Source organism: Tessaracoccus sp. MC1679 (genome assembly GCF_014164775.1).
Classification (GTDB): domain Bacteria; phylum Actinomycetota; class Actinomycetes; order Propionibacteriales; family Propionibacteriaceae; genus Arachnia.
Window position 1 is genome coordinate 73,607 of the sequence record NZ_JACJGB010000007.1, and the last position, 25,952, is coordinate 99,558.

General features: G+C 70.0%; 20 protein-coding genes. 9 read left to right on the forward strand and 11 right to left on the reverse strand.

The window, feature by feature from the left end:
* Positions 1-33: 33 nt before the first annotated feature.
* Complete coding sequence (locus tag H5398_RS12670) at positions 34-1,011, reverse strand: ABC transporter permease (RefSeq protein WP_182781232.1); 978 nt, start codon at positions 1,009-1,011, stop codon at positions 34-36.
* Positions 1,012-1,424: 413 nt separating this feature from the next.
* On the opposite strand from H5398_RS12670, the gene H5398_RS17845 reads away from it, so the two are divergent.
* Entirely contained in the window at positions 1,425-2,207 is a 783-nt protein-coding gene (locus H5398_RS17845) for an IclR family transcriptional regulator (protein ID WP_182800243.1), read from the forward strand.
* A gap of 95 nt (positions 2,208-2,302) precedes the next feature.
* Positions 2,303-2,458 carry a hypothetical protein gene (locus tag H5398_RS12680; protein ID WP_182781230.1) on the forward strand — a complete coding sequence of 52 codons (156 nt, stop codon included), beginning with the start codon at positions 2,303-2,305 and terminating at the stop codon, positions 2,456-2,458.
* A gap of 31 nt (positions 2,459-2,489) precedes the next feature.
* On the opposite strand, the gene H5398_RS12685 is transcribed toward H5398_RS12680, so the two are convergent.
* From H5398_RS12685 to H5398_RS12705, 5 genes are all read right to left on the reverse strand, one after another.
* Positions 2,490-2,876, reverse strand: a complete 387-nt coding sequence (locus H5398_RS12685) for an HNH endonuclease (RefSeq protein WP_182800244.1) — start codon at positions 2,874-2,876, stop codon at positions 2,490-2,492.
* A 124-nt stretch (positions 2,877-3,000) separates the two neighbouring features.
* Positions 3,001-3,828: an energy-coupling factor transporter transmembrane protein EcfT gene (locus H5398_RS12690; protein ID WP_182800245.1), complete on the reverse strand. Its 828-nt coding sequence runs from the start codon at positions 3,826-3,828 to the stop codon at positions 3,001-3,003.
* Between the two features lie 11 nt (positions 3,829-3,839).
* Positions 3,840-5,531, reverse strand: a complete 1,692-nt coding sequence (locus H5398_RS12695) for an ATP-binding cassette domain-containing protein (protein WP_182800246.1) — start codon at positions 5,529-5,531, stop codon at positions 3,840-3,842.
* Positions 5,528-6,487 carry a hypothetical protein gene (locus H5398_RS12700; RefSeq protein WP_220489426.1) on the reverse strand — a complete coding sequence of 320 codons (960 nt, stop codon included), beginning with the start codon at positions 6,485-6,487 and terminating at the stop codon, positions 5,528-5,530. Before H5398_RS12700 ends, H5398_RS12695 begins: the two co-directional genes overlap by 4 nt.
* Positions 6,488-6,506: 19 nt before the next feature.
* On the reverse strand, positions 6,507-8,099 hold the full coding sequence (locus tag H5398_RS12705; protein WP_182800247.1) for an HAD family hydrolase: 1,593 nt from the start codon (positions 8,097-8,099) through the stop codon (positions 6,507-6,509).
* A gap of 112 nt (positions 8,100-8,211) precedes the next feature.
* On the opposite strand from H5398_RS12705, the gene H5398_RS12710 reads away from it, so the two are divergent.
* A complete protein-coding gene (locus H5398_RS12710) occupies positions 8,212-9,159 on the forward strand; it encodes a LacI family DNA-binding transcriptional regulator (protein WP_182800248.1) in 948 nt (315 codons plus the stop codon).
* A 331-nt stretch (positions 9,160-9,490) separates the two neighbouring features.
* On the opposite strand, the gene H5398_RS12715 is transcribed toward H5398_RS12710, so the two are convergent.
* A complete protein-coding gene (locus H5398_RS12715; protein ID WP_182781225.1) occupies positions 9,491-10,039 on the reverse strand; it encodes a DUF488 family protein in 549 nt (182 codons plus the stop codon).
* A 141-nt stretch (positions 10,040-10,180) separates the two neighbouring features.
* On the opposite strand from H5398_RS12715, the gene H5398_RS12720 reads away from it, so the two are divergent.
* The 5 genes from H5398_RS12720 to H5398_RS12740 all read left to right on the forward strand — a co-directional run bounded on the left by H5398_RS12720 (position 10,181) and on the right by H5398_RS12740 (position 17,047).
* The gene (locus H5398_RS12720; protein WP_182800249.1) at positions 10,181-12,274 is read left to right on the forward strand and encodes a hypothetical protein; all 2,094 of its coding nucleotides are present in this window, start codon (positions 10,181-10,183) and stop codon (positions 12,272-12,274) included.
* Positions 12,275-12,458: 184 nt separating this feature from the next.
* Positions 12,459-13,319 carry an NmrA family NAD(P)-binding protein gene (locus H5398_RS12725; protein ID WP_182800250.1) on the forward strand — a complete coding sequence of 287 codons (861 nt, stop codon included), beginning with the start codon at positions 12,459-12,461 and terminating at the stop codon, positions 13,317-13,319.
* Positions 13,320-13,773: 454 nt separating this feature from the next.
* Positions 13,774-14,244, forward strand: a complete 471-nt coding sequence (locus H5398_RS12730; protein ID WP_182781222.1) for a nucleotidyltransferase family protein — start codon at positions 13,774-13,776, stop codon at positions 14,242-14,244.
* A complete protein-coding gene (locus H5398_RS12735; protein ID WP_182800251.1) occupies positions 14,241-14,666 on the forward strand; it encodes a HepT-like ribonuclease domain-containing protein in 426 nt (141 codons plus the stop codon). Before H5398_RS12730 ends, H5398_RS12735 begins: the two co-directional genes overlap by 4 nt.
* Entirely contained in the window at positions 14,666-17,047 is a 2,382-nt protein-coding gene (locus H5398_RS12740; RefSeq protein ID WP_182800252.1) for a DEAD/DEAH box helicase, read from the forward strand. Before H5398_RS12735 ends, H5398_RS12740 begins: the two co-directional genes overlap by 1 nt.
* Before the next feature lie 309 nt (positions 17,048-17,356).
* Here the strand turns inward: H5398_RS12740 and H5398_RS12745 are convergent, their stop codons facing one another.
* From H5398_RS12745 to H5398_RS12755, 3 genes are all read right to left on the reverse strand, one after another.
* Entirely contained in the window at positions 17,357-18,229 is an 873-nt protein-coding gene (locus H5398_RS12745) for a DNA polymerase beta superfamily protein (protein WP_182800253.1), read from the reverse strand.
* Positions 18,230-18,330: 101 nt separating this feature from the next.
* On the reverse strand, positions 18,331-18,606 hold the full coding sequence (locus H5398_RS12750; RefSeq protein ID WP_370586122.1) for a type II toxin-antitoxin system RelE/ParE family toxin: 276 nt from the start codon (positions 18,604-18,606) through the stop codon (positions 18,331-18,333).
* Positions 18,603-18,869 carry a type II toxin-antitoxin system Phd/YefM family antitoxin gene (locus H5398_RS12755; RefSeq protein WP_182800254.1) on the reverse strand — a complete coding sequence of 89 codons (267 nt, stop codon included), beginning with the start codon at positions 18,867-18,869 and terminating at the stop codon, positions 18,603-18,605. Before H5398_RS12755 ends, H5398_RS12750 begins: the two co-directional genes overlap by 4 nt.
* 166 nt (positions 18,870-19,035) lie before the next feature.
* Between H5398_RS12755 and H5398_RS12760 the strand changes: the two genes are divergently transcribed.
* Positions 19,036-24,393, forward strand: coding sequence for an AAA domain-containing protein (locus tag H5398_RS12760; RefSeq protein ID WP_182800255.1), 5,358 nt, complete (start codon positions 19,036-19,038; stop codon positions 24,391-24,393).
* Between the two features lie 78 nt (positions 24,394-24,471).
* Here H5398_RS12760 and H5398_RS12765 read toward each other — a convergent pair whose 3' ends face one another.
* On the reverse strand, positions 24,472-25,764 hold the full coding sequence (locus tag H5398_RS12765; RefSeq protein WP_182800256.1) for an ATP-binding protein: 1,293 nt from the start codon (positions 25,762-25,764) through the stop codon (positions 24,472-24,474).
* Positions 25,765-25,952: the final 188 nt, after the last annotated feature.

Sequence of the window (25,952 nt, forward strand, 5' to 3'; positions counted from 1 at the left end):
AGGTGGATGTGGTGGAAGTTCTGGGTGTGGCCGTCACTGGCGGTCCGCCTTGGGATCCAGCGCGTCGCGCAGGCCGTCGCCGAGGAGGTTGAACGAGAGCACCACCAGGAAGAGGGTGACGCCCGGGAAGATGAAGTACGCCGGATCCGAGGTGGCGTAGTGCACCGAATCGTTGAGGATCGAGCCGAACGACGGGGTGGGCGCCTGGATGCCGACCCCGAGGAAGCCCAGTGCCGCCTCGGTGGCGATGTTCTGGGGCATGATCAGCGTGGTGTAGACCAGGATCGGCGCCCACAGGTGGGGAAGCAGTTCGGTGAAGTAGATCCGGACGCGCCCGGCTCCCAGCGACCGTGCGGCCTCGACGAATTCGCGTTCCTTCAGTGACAGCACCTGCCCGCGGATGATCCGGGCGAAGTAGGGCCAGCCGAAGAAGCCCATCACCGCGATCATGAACAGCATCGACGCCGGGGTCCGGTCTGTGCCGAGTGAGCGCTGGATGACGTCGATCGCGATGGTGGACAGGGCGATCAGCATCAGCGTCTGCGGGAAGCTGAGCACGAAGTCGATCACGCGGGAGAACAGCCAGTCCACGCGCCCGCCGGCGGTGCCGGAGACAATTCCGATGACGGTGCCCAGAACCACGGAGACCGCGACCGCGCTGGTGGCCACGACGAGGGAGACGGTGAGGCCGGCGAGCACGCGGGAGAGGAGGTCGCGGCCGGTGCCCGGCTCCACGCCCATCGGGTGGTCCCAGGACACTCCCCCGAGCGGTCCGAGGGGTAGAGAGCCGAGGCCGCCCACCAGGTCCGTGTTGGAGGAGTACGGATCGAGCCAGCCGAGCTGGGTCATCAGCGGTGCGGTGACGGCGAGGAGAATGAAGAAGACGGTGGAGCAGAGGGCCGCGATGGTGACTTTGTCGCGGGCGAGGCGCGAGCGCGTGATCTGCCACGGCGTGCGGCCCGCGATCGCGACGGCGCCGTCACGCGCTTCGACGGCGGTGATCTCTGCCATCCGGATCCCTGCTTCCACCCGTGACGCGGCCCCGAGTACTACGGGCCGTCCGACACATTAGTGGACGTGATGTTTCGTGTGGGGACGCGGAGGTAACGATTTGATTGCGCGGTCACCCAATGTCGCGGGGAGGCGGGTCGGGCCCACGCGAAGAGGCGGATCTGGTGGCGACTCCGCTCGCTGGCGCGGTCGTGGTCAGGTTTCGCCAGGGCTCCCGGAACAACCAGACTCCAAGTCCTGTGAGTGACCTGGATGCGTCAAGTTGCATTGAACGCAACGCTCTGAGAATTCTCCGGTCCAGGACGGTACATGTTGCACGTTACGCAACCTATCCATGAGTGCCGGTTGTGCAGTCTCTGCGCGATGTCTAGCCTCGAGTCATCGGAACAACGGGCCCGGAGGGAGGGGTGGACGTGAGTCAGCAGGGCGTCGAACGCAGCAGTCTTGAGCGTGGCCTCCGCGTCATCCGCCTTCTCATCGAGTTGGAGAGTGACCCCGCCCTGCAACACCGTGGCCTCTCCGTTCAGCAGGTCTCCTACGAGCTGGGGGTCCACAAGAGCACTGCCTCGCGCATCCTGCAGACGCTCGCCAAGGAGGGGTTCGCCGTCGCGCCCGCACGTTCCCGCCGGGGCTACCGGCTCGGGCCGGCGCTTCGCTCACGGTTCGGCCTCACCAGCGCCCAGCGGCGTTTTCGCCAGCTTGCCTCGCCGTTCCTGCAGGAACTCGTCGGCCTGACCGGGGAATGCGCACACGGGGCGGTGGCCGCGGATGGAGAGGCCCTTGTCGTGGACGCCATCGAGACGGCCCAGTCGCTGCGTGTCGTGCTGGAGAAGGGCCGGTTGCTGCCCCTCCACTCCACGTCGGTCGGCAAGTGCCTGCTCGCCTGGGAACTGGCCCCGCTGCCTGTCGAGCTACCTGCCCGCACCGGTCACACCATCACCGATCCCGGCCTGCTTCGCGACCACCTGGAGACGGTCCGCTCTCTCGGCTACGCCGTCGACAGCGAGGAGAACCACACCGGGGGGTGCGGGATCTCGGCGCCGGTGTTCGAAGGCCGGGACGGACCGCCGGTCGGTTGCATCGGCATAGGCGGCCCCGTCCAGCGCATCAACCCATCGACCATCGAGGACCTGGCAAGGCAAGTCACCCTCGTGGCGCACCAACTCACCGAGGCGATCGTCGACACCCCCGACTGATCGCCCGCCCCTCACGCGCCCCGGCTCCCGCCGGGGCGGCAAGCCCACCCACAACCCGGCCTGGCCCCGCCATGCCCGCACAACGAAGGAACATCATGAACGCCTCCCCATTCGCCGCCGTCAACGCCCAGGCCGCCGCTGCCGTCATCGCAGTCTTCCTGGTCTTTGCCCTGCTGTTCGGCAACCCCGACGCCGCGCCCGGACCCGACCAGGGCACCGTGGAGGTCTCGCAGCAGGAGAGCGTCGGGTGACACCCGACATGGCCGGCGGTCAAGGCCCGACCTAGCCAACGGGCGCCGGGCCGCTCCGCGACAAGTCGGCAGGGGGGTCGGTGAGGACCGCGACGATCTCCCACTGGCGCACGAGGAACGACTCCTCGTCGAGCTTCTTGCGCCGCATCCAGCCGGTCACCTCGGTGTTGCACTTGCTGGTGTTGCAGCTCCGGCAGGCGGGCACCACGTTGTCGACCGTGTAGCGGCCCCCACGGGAGATGGGCAGCACGCAGTCCTTCTGCAGCGGCACGTCGACGGCGCCACAGTAGGCACACCCGCGCCACGCGTCACACAATCCGGCCCACTGCTCCGCGGTGAGGTCCTGGACCTTTCCGCTCAGCCGGCGCTTCCGCCGTCGCGCCGACCGCACCCTCATCGTCGTCGCTCGCCCCGCCATGCCCGCAGGCTACGCCCGACCCGACCGCCCCCACCCTGCACGACACGCCGTCGAACTCCGGGCTCGACGCCCTCACGGGCATCGAGACACGGTTGACCCCGCCATTCGTGCCGCCCGACGGCGCTCAGCCGCGGTAGACAGGCCACACCGCGCCCGCCCAGAAGCACGCGATCACGGCCAGCGCCGTCGCCCCCAGCACCGCGACATCCAACGGCGTCACCCGCAGGTACGCCAACCGCAGGCTCCGGCCACGGGGGTCGGCCTGCGCGTAGGTGAACCCCCGCGTCTCCAGCGCCTCGACGGTGGTGCGCACGTTCTGCGCCGTGTTGAGGAAGATCGGGTAGAAGCTGAGGATCGCCATCCGGCCCCAGTGATACACGTTGCGCCATCCCAGCAGCCCGGCCCGCGCCGGCGCGGCCATCCGCAGCCGGTAGCCGTCGAAGACCGTGGTGAACTCCTCCACCATGATCGGCAGCATCCGGTAGCCGTAGCTGACCCCGAACGTGACCAGGTGCGGGGCACGGAAGGCGAGCAGCGCGTCGGAGAGCTTCTCCGGATCCAGCGACACGAACGCCGCCATCGACGCCATCGACACCGCCCCGAGCTTGAGGTTGAGCACCGCCAGCGCGATGAGCGTCTCGACGTTGCCGCCGAACAGCAGCGACGCCACCACCAGATAGACGATCTCGAAGCCCAGCCCGATGACGAACAGCCCCAGGACGAGCGGCCCCACGCGGGCGAGGATCACGCTGACCACGCCGAGCAGGAACAACCCGGCCAGCACCGTCACGTTGTGCGTGAACCAGGGGACGAACGCCAGGACGAGGTACCAGACGATCACCACCCGCGGATCCATCCGCGTGAACAGGCCGCCGCGAGTAGCGTAGGCGGTGCGGATCAGCTCCAGCTTGATCCACTCGACGGACAGGACGTCGCGCTGCTTGCGGGCCATGGGTGGTGCTCCTAGACGAGTTCGGGGATGCGGAGGGCGGCGACGAGCTCGTCCACGCTGAGCGGCAGCGGGTCCATGCCCAGCTCGGCGCCCAGCGCGACGACCTGCGGGGGCACCAACCTGGCGCGCCGCATCAGCTCGGGGTGGGTGAACAGGGCGCGGGGGTCGACGTCGGCTGCCACCCTCCCGGCCTCCAGGACGATCACCCGGTTGGCCCATTCGGCCACGAGATGCATGTCGTGGGTGGCCACGACGGTGCACTCGATCACCTGGCCCAGGTCGGCCAGCATCCCGGTGACGTCCTCCCGGCTCGACACGTCCAGCGACGAGGTGGGTTCGTCGAGCAGGAGCAGCTTCGGGCGCATCGCCAGCCCGATGGCGAGCGTGGCCCGGCGCTGCTGCCCGCCCGACAGCCCGCGACCGTCCCGGTCCGCGAACTCGTCCAGCCGCACCCGCCTGAGCACGTCGTCGACGAGGCCCTCCCAGCCCGCGACGGCGCGACCCGACGGAAACAGCGCGACGTCGGCGCGGATCGAGTCCTTGAGGAACATCTGCTGCGGGTGCTGATAGAGGTAGGCGGCGATCTCCGCCAGCCTGCCGGGGGTGCGGCTGCGCGTGTTGACGCCGTCGATCTCCACCTCGCCCGAGCGGGGGACCGACAGGCCGGCGAGGTGCTTGAGCAGGGTGGTCTTGCCGGACCCGTTGCCGCCGACGAGCGCCACCCTGTCGCCGGCGAACAGCTCCAGATCGAGCCCGGTGAGGACCGGCTGGATGTCTCCGGCAACCGTGCGGTAGCCGTGATGGAGGTCGACAGTGCGGGCCACGACGCGCTCCTGCGGCCGATGCCGCGGCTCGGCCACGACAGGACCGGGCACCAGGCCACGCTCGCGCAACAGATTGGCCGCTCCCGCCACGTCGCGCGGGGCGCGGTCGGCGCCGACGGCGGAACACACCTGCACCACCTGCGGCGCCGGGATGCCGTGGCGCTGCAGCTCGCCGGTGCGGTTCACCGCCTCGTCGATCCCCAGATGCCAGACCGGGGCGCCGTCGGCCATGAGCACCACGGACTTCGCGTACTGCGCGACGAACTCGGCGTGGTGCTCGATAGTGATGACGGTCAGCCCGAGTTCCTCGTTGAGGCGCCGCAGCTGCCGGTAGATCTCGTGCGCGCGGGCGGGGTCGAGCTCGGCCACCGGCTCGTCGACCACCACGACGTCCGGGCGCAGCGCGAGCACCGCGGCCAGCGCAGTGGCGTGCGCCTGCCCGCCGCTGAGCGCCCAGGTGAATCGCTTCTCCAGCGGCGCGAGGTCCAGCTGGTCCATCACCTCGGCGGTGCGCTCGGCATGGTCGTCGTGGCCGAAGTTGATCGGCCCGAACGAGATCTCGTCGCGGACCGTGGGGCGCACCAGCTGGTTGAGGAAGTCCTGGTAGACGTAGCCCACCTTGGACGACAGCTCGGCGACCGACGAGGTGAACGTGTCGACGCCGTCGACGACGACCTCCCCGGCGAAGTCACCGGACCAATAGTGGGGGACGAGCCCGTTGAAGGTTTTACACAGGGTGGTCTTGCCCGAGCCGTTGCCGCCCACGATCGCCACGAAGTCGCCGCGCTCGATCGTGAGGTTGACGTTGCGCAGGGTGTCGGCCTCAGCTCCCGGGTAGCGGAAGCTGAGGTCCGACACTCTGATGATCGGGTCGCTCACGCGTCGACCTTCTCCTTGCGCAGATCGGCCTCGGCCAGCCGGACCGCCTCGTCGGCGTCCACCTCGGGGCGGGTGTCGCCGCGGGTGCCCAGCCGGTAGGCCAGGACCGCGACGACGGTGGTGAGCACGATCGCCCCCACGCCCACCCACAGGAAGCTGGTGCCGTACTGGTCCAGGAACTCGGCCTCGAAGACGCCCACCTCAATGTCCCAGGACTCGAGGAAGGCGAAGAATGCCGAACCGATGGCCATGGCCACGGCGACGACCACGAACCAGCCGGTCCGCGGCGCCTCGCCGGGGATGGGCTCGCCTGGCACCCGTGGGCGCACGCCCATGAGCGGCTCGATCTTGCCGTGCAGCGCCGGGATGAGCCACATCGCGGGGATGGCGCCGAAGAGGATGCCGGAGATGAGGATGTCGACGCCGAACCCGAGCGACTCGATGAGCAGCATTGACTCGGGCAGGCCCTCGACGAACTCGGCGTCCTCGAGGCCCACCCACACCTTGGTGAGGTCGACGACGGCGGAGAGGAACTTGTCGATGACCACCACGAGGATGGCGCCCACCCAGATCTGCGGCCGGCTGCGCGGGTTACGGATCAGGGAGCCGGCGATGTAGAGGGCGAGGAACATCTGGAAGTAGCCCTCGATCTCCGAGAGGCCGGAGAAGTCGCCCATGAGGAGGTCGACGAAGACGATCTCGCCGAGCGGGGCGCCGAGCGCGGCCCACAGCGGGGAGAAGAGCGCCACCATCGCCAGCGGCACGAAGACGAAGTAGGACACGGAGACGTCGACGGGGCCGATGGTCACGTCGGGGATGATCTCGAGGATGATGTTGGCCAGGCCGAACAGGGCCATGGACAGCACGAAGATCATCAGCTTCTGGGGCGTCTGCAGCTGCGGGAGGCCGCCGGTGGTGCGCAGCCGGCCGGCGCGCTCGTCGGGTGAGTGGGACATCGTGGTGGTCCTTTCGGGGTCAGATCGCGGGTGCGATCCGGTCGATCAGGTCGATGAGGTGGGCTGGGGAGTCGACGACGCGAGTCGCCGACCCGTCGGTCAGGGCACGGTCCAGGTCCTCGTCGGCGGTGGATCCACCCCGGACGAGGACGCGGTGGGCGATGCCGACGGCGCGGGCGCCCTCGGCGTCGTTGAGGGGCTTGTCGCCGAGAAACCAGGTGCGGTGCGGGTCGGCCTGGGCGATGGCCAGTGCTTCGCGGAAGATGGCCGGCGACGGCTTGCGGACGCCGATCTCGTCGGAGCACACGTAGGCCGCGACGAGGTCGGCCAGGCCGTGGCGGGCGCATTCGGCGCGCACGGTGCGCCCCGAGACGGTGTTGGACACCACCACCACCGTCATGCCGGCCGCGCGGCAGGCACGGAACAGCTCCGCGACCCCGGGGCGAAGCGAGCGCACCGTCTTGGCCTGCGCGTAGCGGGCCATGAGGTCGTCGGCCTCGGCGAGCAGCCAGGAGGTGTGGCGGCCGCCGAGGAGCGCGTCGACGCGGGCCCAGAACTGTTGGGCGGTCTGCTCGGGCAGGTCGTCGATCCGGCCGGCCCGGTACCGGGCGGCGAGCTCTCGCTTGGCGCTGCGGTGCTGCTCCCGCGCGCCGGCCATGGCCCGCAGGAGGGCCTCCGCGGTGGGGGCGTCGTCGTGGATGCGGCCGAGGCGGCGGGCGATGTCGCGGGCGAGGTCCTCGACGGCGGCCGGGGTGGGGACGGTCGAGGAGATGACCCCGCCGTGATCGATGAGGAGCGCCGGCCGGCCCTCCTCCCGGGGGGCGACGGAGGCAAGAGCGGGTCCGCGGGAGGCGGCGCGCAGCGCGTCGAGGAGGCCGCGGGGGTCGTCGAGGATGACGTCTGGGCGCTCCGCGATGTCGAAGGGGGGATGGTCGGTGTGCTTGGACCGGGTGAGCAGCACCGCGCCCACCCCTGCGCGGCGCCCGGCCGCGACGTCGCGGTCCATGGTGTCGCCCACGTACCAGGTGCGTCGCGGGTCCAGGCCGAGGGCGTCGGCGGCGATCTCGATCATCCGCGGGTTGGGCTTGCGGACGCCCACCTCGTCGGAGTAGACCTGCACGTCGACGAGGTCCGCGAGGCCGCGCTCCGCCAGGATCCGGCGGTGGCTGAGGCCAGCGTGCGCGTTGGAGACCACCCCCACCCCGATGCCCTCGGCGCGGCAGAAGGCGAGCAGCTCCGGAATGCCGGGCCGCACGATGTGGTCCGACATGGTGACCGACACCATCGCGAGCAGCTCGGAGGCCTCCGCGATCACCAGCTCGCGGGCGCCGTCGGGGAGGTCTGCCAGGAGGAACTCCCCCACCACCTCCCGGTGCGACATCTCCCGCGGGGCGGGACGCCGGGAGGACGCGTGCTTCCAGTGCTTGAGGGCCTGCTGGCCGGCGAGGAAGGTGCGCTCAAGGGCCGCCGGGTCCAGCTCGTGCCCTCCACGGGCCAGCATCCGGTGCAGGTGGATGGCCACCTCCCTCGGACCCGTCGGGCGCTTGCGCGTTTCGACGATGACCCCTCCGAAATCGAGCAGCAGCCCGTCGGGACGGCGGTTCAGACCCATGACACCTCACTTCTGGAACGTTCCGGTTCGACCCTAGAGGGCCCGGGTAACGGGAAGGTGTCGTGTCGGTGAACAGTGCTGGAGCGATCCAGAAACGTGGTAGGCAAGGGGGATGAAGACCCGCATCACCATCGTCGACGTGGCCCGCGCGGCCGGGGTGTCGAAGTCCCTGGTGTCGGTTGCGCTCCGCAACGACCCTGGAGTGGGGCCGGCCACCCGGGAGCGGATCCTCCGGGTGGCCGACGAACTGGGCTACCGGTCCAACCTCTGGGCCCGGTCCCTGGTGCAGGGCAGCACCAATCTCGTCGGCGTGCTCCTGGCCGACCTCGGCAACGCCTACCACACCGACGTGGTGATCGGCGTCGAGGACGCGGCCGCCGAGCAGGGGTTGGGGGTGGTGATCAGCCACGGTCGCGGGGACTCGGAGCGGATGGCAGCGCAGCTGGGACGGCTCGTGCAGCTGGGGGTCGACGGGGTGGTGATCGTCTCCGCGCACACCCCGCCCGGCGCGCTGGCCGAGGCGGCGCGGGTGATGCCGGTGGTGGTCGTCGGCCGTCCCGCGATGCTGCCGGAGTCCGTAAGCGGGATCAGCAACGACGACGAGCTCGGGGGCCGGCTCGCCGTCACGCACCTCGTCGACGGTGGCCGCTCCCGGGTGGCGTTCCTGCAGATGTCGGGGTCGACGTCGGCGCTGGCGCGGCGGGACGCCTACCTGCGAGTGGTCGAGGAGCGAAGCCTGCCCGCAACGGTGCTCTCCCCGGCAGGGCTGGACGCCGATGCGCTGCGGGGCGTGGACGCGGTGTTCGCGTCGAACGACCGCGGGGCCGTTCAGCTGTTGGCGGCGGCCCACGACGCGGGGGTCTCGGTGCCGACGGAGCTGGCCGTGGTGGGCTACGACGACACGGACCTCGCGCGCCTCGTCAGACCCCAGCTGAGTTCGATCGCCCAGCCGAGGCTCGAGATGGGCCGACGGGCGCTTGAGATCCTGCAGGGCGGGGAGGTGGTGCGCGAGACGCACGCGCCGCACCTGGTGGTGAGGGCGTCGTCGGCCCCCGCCTGACCCGCGCGGTGTCGAGTTCCCCGCTCGCACGCGCGACGCCTGCGCTACGTCCCCACACCTGCGCTACGTCCCCACACCTGCGTTGCGTCCCCTCGCCTGCGACCTCGCCAGCCTTACTGCGCGACACCTGTCCTGGAGCGCAGGCGAGCCGCGATAAGGCAGGCGCGTCCCCACGCCTGCGTTGCGTCCCCACGCCTGCGTTGCGTCCCCACGCCTGCGTTGCGTCCCCACGCCTGCGTTGCGTCCCCACGCCTGCGACCTCGCCAGCCTTTCTGCGTGGCACCTGTCCTGGAGCGCAGGCGAGCCGCGATGAGGCAGGCGCGTTCCGCCGTCAGGCAAAGCCGTGCCGGTCGTCGGGGTAGGTCACCCGAGACAGCTCGTCGACCACCGGCACGGCGCCCCACTGGCCGAGCTGGTGTCGACGCGGGGCCGCCTCGCCCATCAGGTGCCACACGGTCCAGCCCCTGGCGGTCAACGTGTTCGAGATCAGCAGCCGGTGACACCTCCACGGCATGGGTTCCCCGCACATCACCGCAGTCCGGGTGTCGCGGGCCAGTGCCGACAACCGGGCGATTCCCGCCTCGTATCCCTCGGTCAGCGTGTAGTCCGCGTAGTTCCTGAAGCTCGTGTTCTTCCATCCCGCGTTGACCGCCGGGTCCACCCCCTGCTTGCGACGACGCCCGCCCAGCTCGGCGAGGTGGAGGTAACCGATGCCGGCCTCCGGCAGCCACTGGGCCATCGCGTCGCTGCCGAACTGCGGAGTCCGGCGGGAACCGGGGTGGGCGCGCACGTCGACCAAGAGCCCGATCCCGTGTTCCTGCAGGGGCTGCAGGAACTCCTCCACCGGGCAGGTCCAGTGGCCGATGGTCCAGATCTCCATGCCTCGCACGCTACGCCGTTGCACTCCCACCGAGACACGTAGCCGTGCCGCGACGCCCCACTTCGCCGGCGATTCGTGCACCATCGGCGACGTGTCTGGTCTGTCCGCCATGATCAGGTGGGGCACGTGGACGGGGGAAACATGGCACTCGAACTACCGGGGGCAACGCCGCAGGTGGTCAGCGACGGGCTGGACGTGCACAGGCTGGTGGCTTACCTCCGCTCGGAGGCGCGCACCCGGCCCGTCGTCGTGCTGACGGTGGCGCATGGCAGGCAGAACCCGTACGTGAATCCCGGAGACTTCCTCGCCGACGGGCGCGCCGACGTCGTCACGCTCACCCATGACCGCGTGACCTATGCGTTCTCCGACGTGGTGGGCAAGGAGGCGTCGGTGTACGGAGGCGCATGCCGGGTGTACCCGCCGGGGACCGACTGGGAGACCGACCCACATTCGATCCCGCTGTTCCTTGCACGCGGCACGCGCGAGATCAAGGATCTCAGGGGCCTCCTGCGCGATGCCCTCCGGAGCGCCCTGGAACCGCCGCCCACTCCGGCCGCTCCGCCCACTCCCCCGACGGCGCCGCGGAGCCACGGGATCCCGGGTACCCCGTCGCTGCCCCCGACGGTGCGCACCCGCGACGAGGCCGCCGCCCTCGGGGTGTTCCTCCGCAGCTCCACCAGGCAGCGGCCGGTGGTAGTGGTCTCGCGGGCAACGGGCACCGTCGAGGCTTACGCCGACGTCGAGTCGCTCCGCTCGACTCTCCGCGGGATAGCCGACGTGGCGGAGATCGAGACGCCCGAGGCAAGCTGGGCGTTCAGCGAGGCTGTTCCGCCGATGTGCCAGGTCTACGGCGGCGCCTCGCGCGTCTACCCGATCGGTCACGGCTGGGAGACGGATCCGTACGAGTCCCCGCTGCGGTTCGCCTACGGGAGGACGGACCGCGTCAGGATCACGCGCGAGCTCGTCTCGGACGCCATGAGCATGTCGTCGGCCGGCGGGTTCGTCGCCGACGCCGCCGTCGAGCGGGCCGCCGTGCAGGTGAGCGGGACGGTCTCCGGGGTGGCGGGAGGTCGTGCGCTGGTGAACGTGGGCGGAGGGCTGCCGTGCGTGATCTGGCCGGAGCTGGTGGAGCCCGGTGTCGCGGCCGAGCGGCTCTTCCGCAGGGGGATGCCCGTGCGCGGGGAGCTCGACCCGGAGAGCCGGCGCCTGGACGTCCGCGGGATGCGACGCCGCGCCGAGGACGCCGTCGCCTCCTACGAGCCTGGCGATACGGTGCTGGCAAGGGTCGCGGCGGTGGATGCCGAGGGATGCACAGTCGAGCTCTACCCCGGCTTCACCCGCACCATTGCGGCCGACCTTCTAACTGAGGACGGCAAGGATCTCCGGCTGCTGCTCTCAGAGGGCGACGTGGTGCCGGTGTGGTTCGGAGAGCGCGACCAGGGTTCGGGCGAGTGGTTGCTCTCGATGCTCGACGCGGCTGCGCCAGAGGAGGCCGCGACTGCCCCGAGCATCCTCGACGGCGGGCCGCCGTGGCTCGTCGCCGAGCAGATCAGCGAGCAGCCGGCGGCCCAGGAGACAGAGGCCCTGGAGGCCGAGGCCCCGTCCGCCGTGGATGCGGAGGCGCCCCCCGCGGTGGGCGCGCCCGAGGCGACTCCCGACGTCGTGGAAGGGCTGCTGCGGGATCAGCTGCAGCTCGTGGAGGAGCTGCGACGGACCCGGGCGGATCTGGCCAGGGAGCAGGATGAGGCCAGGGAGCTGCGCAGGCAGCTGCGCGAGGAGGTGCGGAGGAAGAAGTCGCGCGCGCGGCCGTCGGTTCCGGACGAGGTGCTGTTCTCGACGGAGGATGGGCAGCTGGACTTCGAGATCCGGCAGCACTGGGCCTACACCGTCCCCGTCGGGGAGAAGGAACGCTACCCACTGGCAGCGTGGCGCTACGGGCCCGGGTTCTTCGACACGTTGGGCGCGGTGCACGGGGTGTCGCGGACGAAGGTGGTGGAGGTGCTGGTGCAGGTGCTCACCGGGCGCGACGCGGAGCTTGCCTCGCGCGAGCTGCACCAGCTGCGCAGCGGGAAGGGCGGCGACGACGCACCCGTCACGCGCAACGGTGGGGAGACGTGCTGGCGGGTGTCGCTGCAGAGCAACACGCCCAGCGCCCGTCGCCTGCACTACTGGAAGTGCGCCGACGGGACGGTCGAGTTCTCCAGCGTGCGTCTGCACGACGACGTCCGGCCGTAGCCTCCCTCAGGCGACGGACGCCCATCGACCTCGACGGCGCCCCCGCCATCACGCCAGTGGCGGATCTGGTGGCGCCGACGCGACCAGACCTTCCATTCAGCGCACGACACCCCGGATGAACTTGAAAGTTCAATGATCGGCTATCCTGGGGACGTCATCCTGCGCCACCATGAGGAGAAGCACCATGTCCATCGTCATCACCGCCGCCACCGGCCAGCTCGGAAACCTGGTGGTCCAGAACCTACTCAAGCGCGGAGTCCAGGCCGACGACATCGTCGCCACCGGGCGAGCCCTGGATCGGCTTGAGGCGCTCCGAACCCAGGGCGTCCGCACCGCAGTCCTCGACTACAACAACCCTGCCGACGGCGTCATCACCGAGGGCGACACCGTGCTGCTGATCTCCGGCAGCGAGGTGGGCCAGCGGATCGCCCAGCACGGCAACGTGGTCGCGGCTGCGAAGGCCGCTGGGGCTGCCCGGATCATGTACACGAGCGTGGTCGGCGCCGACACCACCAGCCTTCTCGTCGCCCCCGAGCATGCGGCCACCGAGGACGCCATCAAGGACAGCGGCCTCACCTACACCTTCCTGCGCAACGGCTGGTACCACGACAACTACCAGCCCGCCTTCGATCAGGCCCGCCAGACCGGCGTCGTCGTCTCCAGCGCGAAGGACGGGCGGGTTTCGAGCGCCGCGCGCGCCGACTACGCCGAGGCCGCTGCCGTCGCACTCATCGGCGACGGACATGACAACGCCGTCTACGAGCTCGGCGGCGACACCGCCTGGACTATGCGGGACCTCGCTGACACTTTCGCCGATGTCCTCGGCCGGCCGGTCTCCCTCCGGGAGGTCTCCACCGACGAGCACGTGAGTGTGCTGCGTGACGCCGGGCTCGATGACGGCACGATCGGGTTCATCACCACGCTGGACAGCAACACCGCCGACAACACCCTCCTGGTCACGAGCGGGGACCTGTCGCGGCTCATCGGGCGGCCCACGACGCCGATCGCCGACGCGGTCCGTTCCTGGGCGCGGGCGACGAGCTGAGCCAGCCGTGGCGCAGGCGCAGGCGTGGCGACCTGGGGACACTGAGCCCCCTCCCCAACCGCGGCAGCGGGACGCCAGTGCAGCCCTCCACGGCCGTAGCGGCAGTGCCGTCGGAGCACTGCCACATACTGAATAGATGTTGCAGTAGATCGAGTCTGCGAGGGCTCCGTCGGCGTCGCTCGGGCGATCCTGACCGTGCTCGGGCTCCCACCCGCGCATGACACTGGGAGCTGGCCGACCCACCACCGCCTGACGATCTGGCACGACACGCCGTCGGACCGCCGCGTCGCACACCGTGGCGACCTCGACCGCCGGCGCAACCGGACATTCGTGCACCGGATGCCCCCGGACTGCTCCGCCCTGTTGCCTGGCTATCCACACTTTGTCTGGACTGACGCGCGAGACCGACTCGCGGAACCGGACTGGGGTCTATAGCATTTGTTATACTCGAGTCATGTCCAGCACTCTCGCGGAGGCAGCGCGCCACGCGGACCAGCTCATCGCCCAGGGCCGCGGCGAGTTGGTTCGCGCCGTGCGGCAGGCCTCGGCAGCCGGTAAGACCCAAGCGCAGATCGCGGCCGAGATCGGGCGAAGCCAGCCTGAGGTGTCCCGCCTGCTCCGCTTCCACGGCACGTCGCCGTTGAGTCGGAGGCTGCGCAAGAACGCAGGCGAAGTCAAGCGCCTGGTGGCCGCTGCTGGTGGCCGCGACGTCCGCGTCTTCGGATCCGTCGCCACCGGAGATGATCACGAGGGGTCCGACATCGATCTGCTGTTCACCATGGATCGTCCTCTCAGCTTGATGCAGCTTGCCGCCCTCGAGCGGGACGTGAGCCAAGTGCTCGGCTGCACGGTGGATCTGGTGCCCGACACCGTGCTGCGCCCCGATCTTCGGGATCGGATCCTCGCTGAGGCGGTGGCGCTGTGAGCAGAGGCACTTCTGAGACCCTGAGAGACGCTCTGGCCCACTTCGAGATCATGCAGAGCCATGCTGCAGAGGAGCTCGATGATCAGCTGGTCATCGACGCCGTCTGCATGCGCCTCTCTGCAGGGATCGAGGCCCTCGCCGCGCTCAATCCGGCGATACGCCAGACACTGTTCGGAGATGCATGGTCGCTCATGTGGGGCATGCGGAACCGGATCGCGCATGGATACCTGTTGGTGGACCCGACCATCATCCGCGCGACGCTGACGCACGACGTTCCGTCGATCATGCACCGGATCCGTCGAGCCCTCAATACCGCCGCCATCGATGGCCAACGCACTGAGGAACAGGCGTCCGAGCATGCCGTTTCGCGGTCCAACGTCAACGCGATCACCGGAGTATCTGACGAAGACGACCTGGTCTGATGTACGCCGATCAGCAGCCGGATCCACAGCGGCGGCGCGAGGAGTTGGAGCGTCAAATCGCCCTCCTCCGCGTTGAGAACCAGCGGTTGAGGAACCGCTTCAATGTCACCGATGGCGTGGAGCCACCGGCGCAGCAACCGACATTCGCGCATTCCGATCCAGGCCTGGTGACCAACTCGTCACAGCCTGAGGCCAAACTGGCGTTGTTCGCCCGGCTGTTCGCCGCACGTCGCGACGTCTACGCGCGGTACTGGGAGAACCCACGGAAGGGTACGAAGGGCTGGTCGCCAGTGGTGCGCGACGCGTTTGGCAAGGGCTCGTTGTGGGACCGACGCCCGCTTCCGCTGACCGTCGAAGCCCTGGTGGCGCACCTTCGGTCCGACGACGACCTGTTCATCGGGCTCTATCCCCTGCTGCCTGATGCGACCTGCTGGTGGCTCGCCGCCGACTTCGACGGTCCACAGGCGATGCTGGACGCGCACGCCTACACGAAGGCCGCCAGCTCACTGGGCGTTCCCTGTGCGCTGGAGATCTCCCAATCCGGCAGGGGCGCGCACGTCTGGACCTTCTTCACCGCTCCCACGCCGGCAGCTGACGCGCGGGCGATGGGTACCGCGTGCATCCACAGGGCGATGGCGCTGCGCGGATCCATGCCACTGGCCAGCTATGACCGCCTGTTCCCGAACCAGGACACCGTGCCGACAGGCTCGTCAGGGGTCGGAAACCTCATCGCCGCCCCCCTGAATGGCAACCGTCGGGCAGAGCGCGGCACAACCCTGTTCGTGGACATGGCCACGTGGGAGCCGTGGACCGATCAGTGGGAGTACCTCTCGCACCTGGACAGGATGACTCCACGGCAAGTGGCGGCATCGGGCCGTAAGGACCGGGTGGTTGTAGGACCCGATGTGACGCGGCTGGAGGTTTCTCCGGCGACCGCGATCCACCCCCGCGTCCCTCCACTGGTGCGGGCGAAACTCGGGGCGACACTCACGATTCGCGATGAGGACCTGACTCCTGAGCTGGCGGCCGCACTTCGACACAGTGCCACGATCCACAACCCGGCCTTCTACGAGGCGCAGCGCGCGCGCCGCTCCACCTGGAGCATCCCCCGGTTCATCCAGGGCTTCGACGTGGCCATCAACGGTGATCTGATCCTCCCGCGCGGGCTTCGCCACCATGCAGCGGACCTGATCTCGCAGGCCGCAAGCAACCTGGTCAGCGAAGATCAGCGCTGCCAGGGCACGGAGCTCGACGTGTCCTTTCTCGGTGACCTCGACGACCGACAGACGGCAGCCGTGGACTCGATGCTGGCCCACGAGGACGGCATCCTGCATGCGCCAACCGGCTCGGGCAAGACCGTGATGGCCTGCGCCATCATCGCCGAACGAGCGGTCACCACACTCGTCCTGATCAACAAGACGGCGCTCGCTTCGCAGTGGCGCGAACAGATCCGTGTCCTACTCGGGATCAAGTCCGGTCAGTTGGGGGGCGGCCGCGTCAAGACACGAGGACAGGTCGACATCATGCTTCTGCAGACGCTGGCCCGACACGGCCCCGACGAGATTCGCGAGCTCACCGCACCCTATGGCCAGGTCATCGTCGACGAGTGCCACCACCTTGCTGCCGGGTCGTTCGAGAAGGTGGTCTCCCAGATTGAGTCCGCCTGGTGGCTGGGGCTCACCGCGACGCCTGAACGCAAGGACGGCCTGGAGCAGGTCACCACCTGGCAGCTCGGTCCAATCCGGCACACGATTCGCGACACCCTTCCCAGCGAGGCGACCCTCGTCACCCCCTACGACGGTCCCCATCGTGTGCTGCACGTCCACCAGACTTCGTACAGCAGCCCCTCGGGGCTCGACATGAGCGTGCCGGGGGCGATCGGCCAGTTGGGCGGGGTGCTGGCGGAAGACCCCGAACGCAACCGCCAAATTGCCGCCGACATCAGCGCTGCACTTACTGACGGCCGCAAGTGCCTGGTTCTGTCGCGCCGTCGCGACCACCTGACTGAGTTGGCCGCGCTGCTACCGGACACAGAAGCGCTGATCATGCGAGGCGGCACCGGGGCCAAGGCCCTGGCGGCGATCAGGGCCAGGATCGCCGACACGTCGACCGGAGACCCACTCCTCGTCATGACGACGGTCCCGTACGGGCGTGAAGGATTCGACGCACCCATCATCGACACCGTATTCCTCGCGGGACCGATTTCCTTTCCCGGCCTTGTCATCCAAGCCGTCGGGCGGGCGCTGCGTCGGCACGAAGGAAAGAAGGAAGTGGTGGTTCACGACTACGTGGACCCTGAGGTCCCCGTCCTCAGAGCGCAGTACGCCAGGCGCCGGTCGGCGTACCAGCAGCTGGGCTTCACCGAGTGTGGCCAGCGGTGAGGGGGGCGGGTGGCGAGCTTAGCGACCAGCCTCACGGGGGAAGCGTCGCAGGGGCCTGACAGCGGCTTGCCCGACTCCGCCTCCGCCCGCAGCGGGCGAGCGCCCACCGCTGATGATCGGGCACGACACGCCGCCGGGCTGCCAGGCCGTGCACCGTGGCGACGTCGACCGCCGTCGCGACAGGAGATTCGTGCACCGGAGGCCCCCGTCTGCGTCGCCCTGTTTATCCTCTTTATGCATCTATATCTGACTTCGATAAAGGCGGGCTGTACACCCGGCCGACGAGCCGTTGTCGGTGTCGGCCCGCCGTCACCCGGCCCAGTACCACGTGTAGGAACGGTGCAGCCAGTCATCCACCCACCGTCGGTCCGGCTCGGCCGGCAGTGCCGTCGAATCCCGGAGGACAGCCAGTCGTGCCGCAGCCTCGTCGATGCGGTCGATCACCTCCCCCAGCCCAACCTCGCCGCGACGGACCTGGCGCAGGTAGTCGCCATCGGCAGCGGGCACCGGGAGCGTGATCCGACCGGTGGTCAACAGCTCCACGCCCTGAACACCCAAGCGGAGGGCGTGCATGGCGTACTTCGTGTCGTACCCATGCACCGCGACCAGCTCGGGCCGGTTGGTGTGCGCCCCAACCTCGCCGGTCATAGCGGCGCGCTGCGACTGCAGGTATCCGAGGAACCGCGCCGCGGCCAGCTTCGACACGAAGCGGTGCGCGTTGTCGACCAGCTCCGCCCCCACGCGGTTGCGGAAGACCACCTCCTCGTCGGGGACGAACAGGGCGAGCAGCACGGTGGGATTGCCGGCCAGCGCCAGCCGGGACCACTTTCGTGCCGCGTAGATCACCACGTCCAGGTCGCCTGCGCCGGAACGGTTGGCCAACCCGCCGGGCTGGTCCCAGACGGTGTGCCGCTGGTACTGCTCGAAGTCCACCTCGCCGGCGCCGTCGATGCCGCTCGGGACCCGGGCAATACCGGTGACGAATCGCGCGGGCTCCAGGCAGATGCCCATTTCGTCGCGGTCGTCCTGGCCGCTGATCGAGGTGCCGTGCACCCCCGAACCCACCTGAACGCGCAGGATCATGCCGGCCTCCGCGATCGCCCGCGCCTCTTCAGACGCATGCGGGTGGCTGAATCCGGGTGGCAGGGACCGGTCTCCAAGAATCTCGACGGCGGGCTTCATGCCCCAGAACCTACGGCACAGCGCTGCTTGCAGGCTGTATGGAGCCGACCACCCAGCCGGCACCGGTGCGCACTGCACGGCCAGCCGTTGCCGGAGCCGACTCAGCGATACACGTCTCGACGATGGTCGATGCGCAGCACCACCACTTCATCGACCTGATCATTGATGCGGTATAGGACCCGGTAGGCGCCTCGCCGGGAGGACCAGATGCCCTCCAACTCGCGCCGGAGCATCTTTCCCACACGCCGCGGGTTCTCCACCAGCGGTCCGGTCATGAACTCGATCACCGCCGCGGCGACAGCCTGGGGCAGTTCTGATTGGATGGCACGGACAGCGGGCGGGGTGAGGACCAGTTCGTAGCTCACCTCACGGCTCACCGGCGAAGGTTCCGGATCGCGTCGGGCCCACGCACGACATCGCCCCTGGCATAGGCGGCATCGGCCTCCCGGATGTCGGCCAGCGCGTCAGGATTCGACAGCACGTCGAGGGTCTCCTCCAGTTCGGCCAGATCCGCCGGGCTGATCAGCACCGCGACAGGACGGCCATTGCGCGTGACAGTGACCCGTTCGTGATGGCGCTCGACGCGGTCCACCACCTCGCTGAAGTGGTCGCGGACCTCACGCAAGGACTCAGCTGTCATGGTCACAATTGTGGCGCTTAATTGTCGGGAGTCAAGTACGTCGTCGGCTTCACTCCCGCACACGACCTCTATTGTCACTCCTGCACACCGGGCCCCCGTCCGATGCCTTGTGAGCGCACCGAGCGGCTAAGCTCGCCAGGTCCCGACGAGAGCGAAGTCGTTTCCTGTGTCTGATTCACCCCACTACGTCGACAAGGCCGTCCGCCTCTTCACGTTCCTCGCGAAGGCCCAACAACTCCGGCAGGCGCCCGTCAGCGACATCGACGCCTACCGTCGCGACGGCGCCGTGCACTGGCTCGGCGACCTCCCCGTCGCGGCGGCCGTCCGCTGGGGCACCGACACCGGACAGGCGTGGGACGAGGGTCCACTGATCAGCATCGACCGTCTCATCCCCACCGACCCGCCTCGCATCCCGACGGCGCTCACCGGGTGGATCACCGGCGACGCCCTCGACGCCACGCAGCGCCCCCAGCTCGCGGAATGGTGCCCGGCGCCCAACGGGTCTCCGCAGCGCGCCGAGGACCACCCAGAGGTGGCGACGGCCTTCGAGGAGTGGGCGGCCGCCTGGGACGGCTGGGCCGAGGTAACCCTCCGCGAGCGGCCCGTCCGCGACGCCTACGCCGAGCTGTTCAAGCTCTACGTCCAGACCACCCAGAAGAGCGAGGAGCTCGAGCTCCTCCTCGGCGTCGGGCTCCTCGCCTGGGCGCCCGAGGGGCATGAGCGGATGCGGCGTCACCTGTTCACCGTGCCGGTGATCCCCAAGCTGGAGGAGTCGAACGGCCGCCTGGACTTCTTCCTCGACGAGGGGTCGGTGGGCGTGCACGTCGAGCTGGACATGCTCGATCCCAGCCTGATCCCGGATCAGTCGCTGGTCGGGCAGCTCGAGACCCGCGGCCACGATTTCACCGGCAACCCGCTCGACGCGCACGACATCGAGCCGCTGGGCCGCACCGTCGCGCTGCAGCTGCACGCCGAGGGCCGCTGGGACGACACCGCGACACTGCCCGCCGCGCACCCCTATCCGACGGTGGCTTGGGCCCCCGCGCTGGTGCTGCGCCCACGCAACCGCACCGGTTTGGTGCAGGCGTTCCAGGAGATCGCCGCCCAGATCGAAGCCGCCGGCGAGGTGCCGGCCGGTCTCCTTCCGCTGATCGACCCCGACCGCCTCCCCCCGGTCACCGAGGTGTCCACGCCCGGCGCCATCCTCACCTTCGACGACGAGATCGTCGCGCCGCTGCCGCTCAACGACGTGCAGCGGCGCATCCTCGAGCGCGTCGACCGCCACGCCCAGACCCTGGTGCAGGGACCTCCCGGCACCGGCAAGACACACACGGCCGCCGCCCTCCTCACGCACCTGCTGGCCCAGGGCCAGCGGGTGCTCGTCACGGCTCACACCGACCGCGCCCTCCGCGAGGTCCGCACCAAGCTGCCCGCGCAGATCAAGCCGCTGGCCGTGTCGGTGATCGGGGCCAGCCGCGACGACCTGGCCGACCTCCGCACCGCCGTCGACCACATCTCCCGCCGGGCCGGCGATCACGACGAGGAGGCGTCCGCCCACCGAATCCAGGAGCTGGCCGAGCAGGCGGCCCAGCTGGACAAGCGACGGCGTGCGCTCAGCCGCGACCTCGTCGACGCCCGGTCACACGAGGTGGCCGAGCTCGGCCACGGCGCCTACTCCGGCACGCTGGCGGCGATCGCACAGCGCTACCAGGCTGAGGCCGGGCAGCACGGGTGGATCGCCGACTTCGTCGGCTTCACCCCCGATTCCGCCTCCCCGCTGTCCGACGACGAGGCTCTCGAGTGGCTGGCCCTGCTCCGCGACACCTCGCTCGGCGAGGACGCCGTCGAGAGCAGCCGTCGCCGGATCCCGAGCGGCTCGGTCCTCAGCGCGGAGGCCTTCGCCGCCCACGTGCGCTCGGAATCAGAGGCCACAACCGCGGCGGCACCCCTCGCCGACAGCCCCGGGCACGAGAGCATGGCCGCACTGAGCGCCCTCCCCGTCGAGCAGCGCGCCGCCCTCAGGGAGCGCCTCACCGAGTTCGTCAACACAGCGGCGGACCTCACGCGGCTCCCGCTCCAGTGGGTCGACGACGCCCTCGCCGCCGTGCGCGGCGGCACCGGCGACATCTGGCGGGCCCGCGCCTCCGAGCTGGCCAACGGCGTGGGGCGGGTCGACGCGGTCCTCGAGCAGCTGCCGGCCGGGGTCCGCGTCGAGCTCCCCGGCGACATGGACCGCATGCACGCCATGGCCACCGCCCTGGAGCGCCACCTCGGGAACGGCGGCGCGCTGAAGACCCGGGCCGACGGGACGGTCAAGATCGGCGCCTTCGCCCCCGGGGTGGTCAAGGAGTGCCGGGAACTGCTGGAGCAGGCCCGGGTGGACGGCCTGCCCCCGACGACGGCCCAGGCCCTCAGGGTGCTGATGGCCCACCGCGACGCGTCGGGGCTGCTGAACGAGCTGGACCGCGCGTGGCCGGCGTCGGTGGACATCCCTGAGGAGGACACCCCGCGCGAGCGCGTGGAGTGGCACCGGATCCAGCTGAGCTACCTGCTGCGGGTGGTGGAGCTCGGCGACCGGATCCGCGCCGAGGACGAGTTCCTCCGCACGCGCGGCATCGTGCCGCCTGCGTGGGGCGACGGCGCCGCCGTCGAGCGCCTCGCCCGCTCCATCGCCGCGATCGACGCCGCCGACGCGGTGGCGGCCGCCCGCGAGCCGCTGAACTCCCTGGGCGAGGAGATCTCCGCCGTCGCGGGCTGGTCCGACGCCGCCGAGCCGGTCCACCGGCTGAGCAACGCCGTCGACGCCCGGGACCACGAGGGCTACGCCCGTGCCCTGGCCCGGCTGGTGCGGCTTGAGCAGGTGGCCGAGGCCATCGCCCGCCGCGACACCCTCACCCACCAGGTCCGCGCCACCGCCCCCGCGCTCGCGGAAGCCATCCTGACAAGCCCCGACGACGACGCCTGGGGCTCCCGCCTCGCCCACCTCGAAGCCGCGTTCGGCTGGGGCGCCGTCGGCGCGTGGGTGCTGGCGCAGGACCAGGTGGACGCCAACAGCATCCAGGCGCAGATCTCGGTGGCAGACCAGCGGCTGCGCTCGGTGGCGGAGAACATCGCCGCCCAGCGCGCCTGGGGCCACGCCGTCGGCAGTGAGCGCCTCACGCCAGGCCGCCGTGCCGACCTGCGCAGCTACTCCCAGCAGGTCAGCCGCCTCGGCAAGGGCACCGGCAAGTACGCCGCCCAGCAGCGCGCCGAGATCCGGCGCGCCATGGAGCGCTGCCGCCCGGCCGTCCCGGTGTGGATCATGCCGCTCTACCGGGTGGCGGAGCAGTTCCGCATGCAGGAGAACATGTTCGACGTGGTGGTGGTCGACGAGGCCTCGCAGGCCGGCCTGGAGGCCACGTTCCTCCAGTATCTGGCCCCGAAGATCGTCGTCATCGGCGACGACAGGCAGGTCTCCCCCGCCGCCGTCGGCGTGGACCAGCAGCAGCTGAGAGACCTCGCCGCGCAGTACCTGCACGACGACCGGTACAAGGACACCTGGCAGGACCCGCAGCGCTCGCTGTTCGACGAGGCGGCCATGCGCTACGGCGGCCAACTGACCCTCGTGGAGCACCGGCGCTGCGTGCCCGAGATCATCGGCTTCTCCAACCGCATCGCCTACGAGCCCAACGGCATCCGACTCATCCCCGTGCGGCAGTTCGGCTCCGACCGGCTGGCGCCCTTCGTCGTGACCCATGTGCCCGACGGCGTCGAGGAGGGCACCACGGGCAAGGTCAACCGCGCCGAGGCCCGGGCCCTCGTCGACGACCTCAAGGCCTGCCTCGACGACCCGGCCTTCGAGAACGCGTCCCTGGCCGTCATCTCGCTGGTGGGTGATCGGCAGGCCAAGTACATCGAGTCGCTGCTGCTGGCCGAGATCCCCGCCGAGGAGTGGGCCCGACGGAGTCTCCGGGTGGGCACGGCGCCGGACTTCCAGGGCTCGGAGCGCGACGTGGTGTTCCTGTCCATGGTGTCGGCCACCGAGCCGGGGCGTCGGCTGGGCGCGCTGACCCGCGAGATGTATGTGCAGCGGTTCAATGTCGCGGTGAGCCGGGCGAAGGACCAGGTGCGGCTCTTCCATTCCATCTCGCTGAACGAGCTGCCCAACAGCGAGGACCTGCGCTTCCAGCTGCTCGACTACGCCTACGGCGTGGCGGGCCGCTCCGCAGCGGGATCCGAGGCCGCCTCGTCGGTGGTGCCGGAGGACGAGCGGGTGGAGCCGTTCGATTCGCTCTTCGAGCAGCGGATCCACAACCGGATCGTGGACCGCGGCTACACGGTGGTGCCGCAGATGGAGGCGCTGGGATACCGGCTGGACCTGGTGGTGGTCGGGGCCCGGGCGCGGCTGGCGGTGGAGTGCGACGGCGACACCTGGCACGGGCCCGAGGCGTACGAGCGCGACCTGGCCCGGCAGCGGGAGCTGGAGCGGTGCGGGTGGCGGTTCTTCCGCGTGCGGGAGTCCAGCTTCTACGTCGACCCGGCCGGCGCGCTGGCCCCGCTGTGGAAGCAGCTCGACGCGATGGACATCCGCCCGTCCGGCTGGGTTGACGACGGCGTGGAAATCGAGGGCGCGGACTCGGCGCAGGAGTTCGAGCTGGAGGTCCTTCGGGAGGAAGGCGTCGAGGAGTTCGTTGACCACCCCGTCGAGGCAGCGGACCCCGATGACGGGGTGGTGGACGACGCTGACGCGGACGTGGATGAGGAGATCGTCGGGGAGGTCGATGTCGAGGCGGACGTGGACCCTCCCGCCGAGACCGAGGAGGCTCCCCGCCGTGACTCCGAGGAGTCGGTGGACACCACCCTGTATCCCGACCTCGCGGCCAACCTGCACCTGGCCCTCGATCGCGCACGGCGTGGCGCCACATCCGCTGCCCCTGCGCCTGCCCCGGCGAGACGTTCGGCATTGGGTGTCGAGTGGGATCCGTTGGCTCAGCTGGGCGGCTCCGTTGACTCGATCTTCCGTCGGCCGGCCGGGCTGGACCCGTACACGGCGTTCGACGGGTCCACGAGGCCGGTAGGCGAGGGCACCGCCGCGGACATCCTCGACGGGCTGTTGCGGATTGTTGCCGTGGAGGGCCCGGTGCGGGGCAACCGGCTCCGCACCGCGTACGTGCGGGCGGCCGGAGGGTCGCGGGTCGGGAAGGCGATCGCCCAGGTGCTCGACTCCGCGGTCACCCGCGCCGTCCGACGGGGCGAGCTGGTGGCGGACAACCCATTGGGCACCGCCGGGGTCTACTCCCGCACCTATCGCGCGCCCGAGCAGCAGGAGTTCCGGCTCCGCGAACTGGGGCCGCGGACGCTCGACGAGGTGCCGCCCCGCGAGCTGCTGGAGGTGATGCGCCGGATCCGTGACGACAATCCGTCCGCCGACGACGAGCAGCTCCTCCGCGAGACCCTGCGCCTCCACGACCGCGTCTCCCTCACCCAGGCCGCTCGCACCGTGCTCGTCCCAGTGCTCACCCTGCTGCGTGGTCCCCGGATCTGACCCTTGGCGGCGATGGTCTGCGGCACCCCCGTGATCCGGTCGCTCTGAGGATTGCTCTACCCACCACCGGAGCGACGGTCACAGGGGGCGGCCCGCGTGGAGGTGGCCCAGCGCGATGACGTTGACGCCATCGGGCCGGGTGAAGCTCTCGGCCCCCGCGGTCAGCACGTTCAGGGTGGCCAGGTCCCGCGCGCGCTGCTCGGACACCTTGGCGCTCAGCTGCTTCAGGCTGGCCGCGGCGTCGTCGATACTGCTTGCCCCCCCGAGCTTGACCTCGAATGCGCTCCATCTGCCATCTCCGAGTTCGACGACGGCATCCACCTCGAGCCCCGAGCTGTCGCGGTAGTGGTAGACCGCGCCGCCCAGCATCTGGGCGTAGATCCGGAGATCACGGACAGCGAGCGACTCGAAGAGCAGCCCGAACGCCTCAAGGTCACCGAGAAGGGCGCCCTGCCCGGCGCGCAGAGCGGCGGTTGCCAGCGATGGGTCGACGAAGTGCCACTTGGGTTGCACTCGCAACCGGACCTTCGAGCGCAGGTGCGGCGCCCAAGCCGGCTGCTCCTCGACGACGAACACCCGGGTCAGCGCGTCGATGTACCTGCGCACAGTCTGCGCGGACACCTCGGCGTTGGCGGTCCCGGGGGCGGGGATCTCCGCCTCCCCGCTCAGTTTGGTGGCCGACACCTCGGTGGCGGTGTTCCGGGCCAGAGCCCTCAGCAGGGCGCCCACCCGAATGGGGTCGGCGCTCAGCCCGGCAAACCGCAGATCCGCGCGCGCCACGTCGTCCAGATAGCCGGCGAGATACTCGGTGGGGGATCGGCTCGGCTCGATCACCAGCGCGGGCCAGCCGCCCCGCACGATCAGCGCGGCGTACTCTTCGACGCTTGGACCCCCCAGACCGGCGATCCCAGTCGCGTGATCGGCGTCGGCATGGGTGAACAGGTCGTGGAAGCTCACCGCCCGGATGCTGTCGCCGCTCTCGTCGAGCGACATCGGTCGCAGGGTGACCCGCTGGAAGCGCCCAGCACCGCTGTGCCGGGTGAGATCGTCGGCGGGCGTTGCCGAGCCGGTGAGGATGAACTGTCCGGCGATTCCCCGATGGTCCACCTCGTGGCGGACTGCGTTCCACAGCGTCGGCGCCAGCTGCCACTCATCGACCAGGCGAGGAGTTGGGCCAGTCAGCACCGTACCCGGCGAGACTTCCGCCAGCCTCGCTGCGTTCGGCGAGGAGTCCAGACGCACCGAGCTTGCCGACAACTGGAGGCCGGTGGTCGTCTTGCCCACGGCGCGGGGACCCTGGAGGATCACGGCACCGAAGTTGCCTAGCGCTCGACGAACCAGGCTGTCAGCCAAGCGTTCTCGGTACTCCATGAGGCAACGGTATCAGTCCTGCACACGTTGAAGTATCACTCTTGCATTCGTTCGGCCATCATTCCTGCACATATCTCGCTATCACTCCTGCACTCCATGGTCACGGTTCTGCCCCATGGCAGTCAGAACGCCCAAGCAGGCAACAAGAAGCAACCCCACCGTCTGTGACACCCGTCCGCCTAGGCTCG

Bases quoted from the DNA above. Each gene is read 5' to 3' on its own strand.
- H5398_RS12670 (WP_182781232.1), bottom strand. From the start codon at position 1,011: ATGGCAGAGATCACCGCCGTCGAAGCGCGTGACGGCGCCGTCGCGATC.
- H5398_RS12680 (WP_182781230.1), top strand. From the start codon at position 2,303: ATGAACGCCTCCCCATTCGCCGCCGTCAACGCCCAGGCCGCCGCTGCC.
- H5398_RS12685 (WP_182800244.1), bottom strand. From the start codon at position 2,876: ATGGCGGGGCGAGCGACGACGATGAGGGTGCGGTCGGCGCGACGGCGG.
- H5398_RS12690 (WP_182800245.1), bottom strand. From the start codon at position 3,828: ATGGCCCGCAAGCAGCGCGACGTCCTGTCCGTCGAGTGGATCAAGCTG.
- H5398_RS12700 (WP_220489426.1), bottom strand. From the start codon at position 6,487: ATGTCCCACTCACCCGACGAGCGCGCCGGCCGGCTGCGCACCACCGGC.
- H5398_RS12705 (WP_182800247.1), bottom strand. From the start codon at position 8,099: ATGGGTCTGAACCGCCGTCCCGACGGGCTGCTGCTCGATTTCGGAGGG.
- H5398_RS12710 (WP_182800248.1), top strand. From the start codon at position 8,212: ATGAAGACCCGCATCACCATCGTCGACGTGGCCCGCGCGGCCGGGGTG.
- H5398_RS12715 (WP_182781225.1), bottom strand. From the start codon at position 10,039: ATGGAGATCTGGACCATCGGCCACTGGACCTGCCCGGTGGAGGAGTTC.
- H5398_RS12720 (WP_182800249.1), top strand. From the start codon at position 10,181: ATGGCACTCGAACTACCGGGGGCAACGCCGCAGGTGGTCAGCGACGGG.
- H5398_RS12725 (WP_182800250.1), top strand. From the start codon at position 12,459: ATGTCCATCGTCATCACCGCCGCCACCGGCCAGCTCGGAAACCTGGTG.
- H5398_RS12730 (WP_182781222.1), top strand. From the start codon at position 13,774: ATGTCCAGCACTCTCGCGGAGGCAGCGCGCCACGCGGACCAGCTCATC.
- H5398_RS12740 (WP_182800252.1), top strand. From the start codon at position 14,666: ATGTACGCCGATCAGCAGCCGGATCCACAGCGGCGGCGCGAGGAGTTG.
- H5398_RS12745 (WP_182800253.1), bottom strand. From the start codon at position 18,229: ATGAAGCCCGCCGTCGAGATTCTTGGAGACCGGTCCCTGCCACCCGGA.
- H5398_RS12755 (WP_182800254.1), bottom strand. From the start codon at position 18,869: ATGACAGCTGAGTCCTTGCGTGAGGTCCGCGACCACTTCAGCGAGGTG.
- H5398_RS12765 (WP_182800256.1), bottom strand. From the start codon at position 25,764: ATGGAGTACCGAGAACGCTTGGCTGACAGCCTGGTTCGTCGAGCGCTA.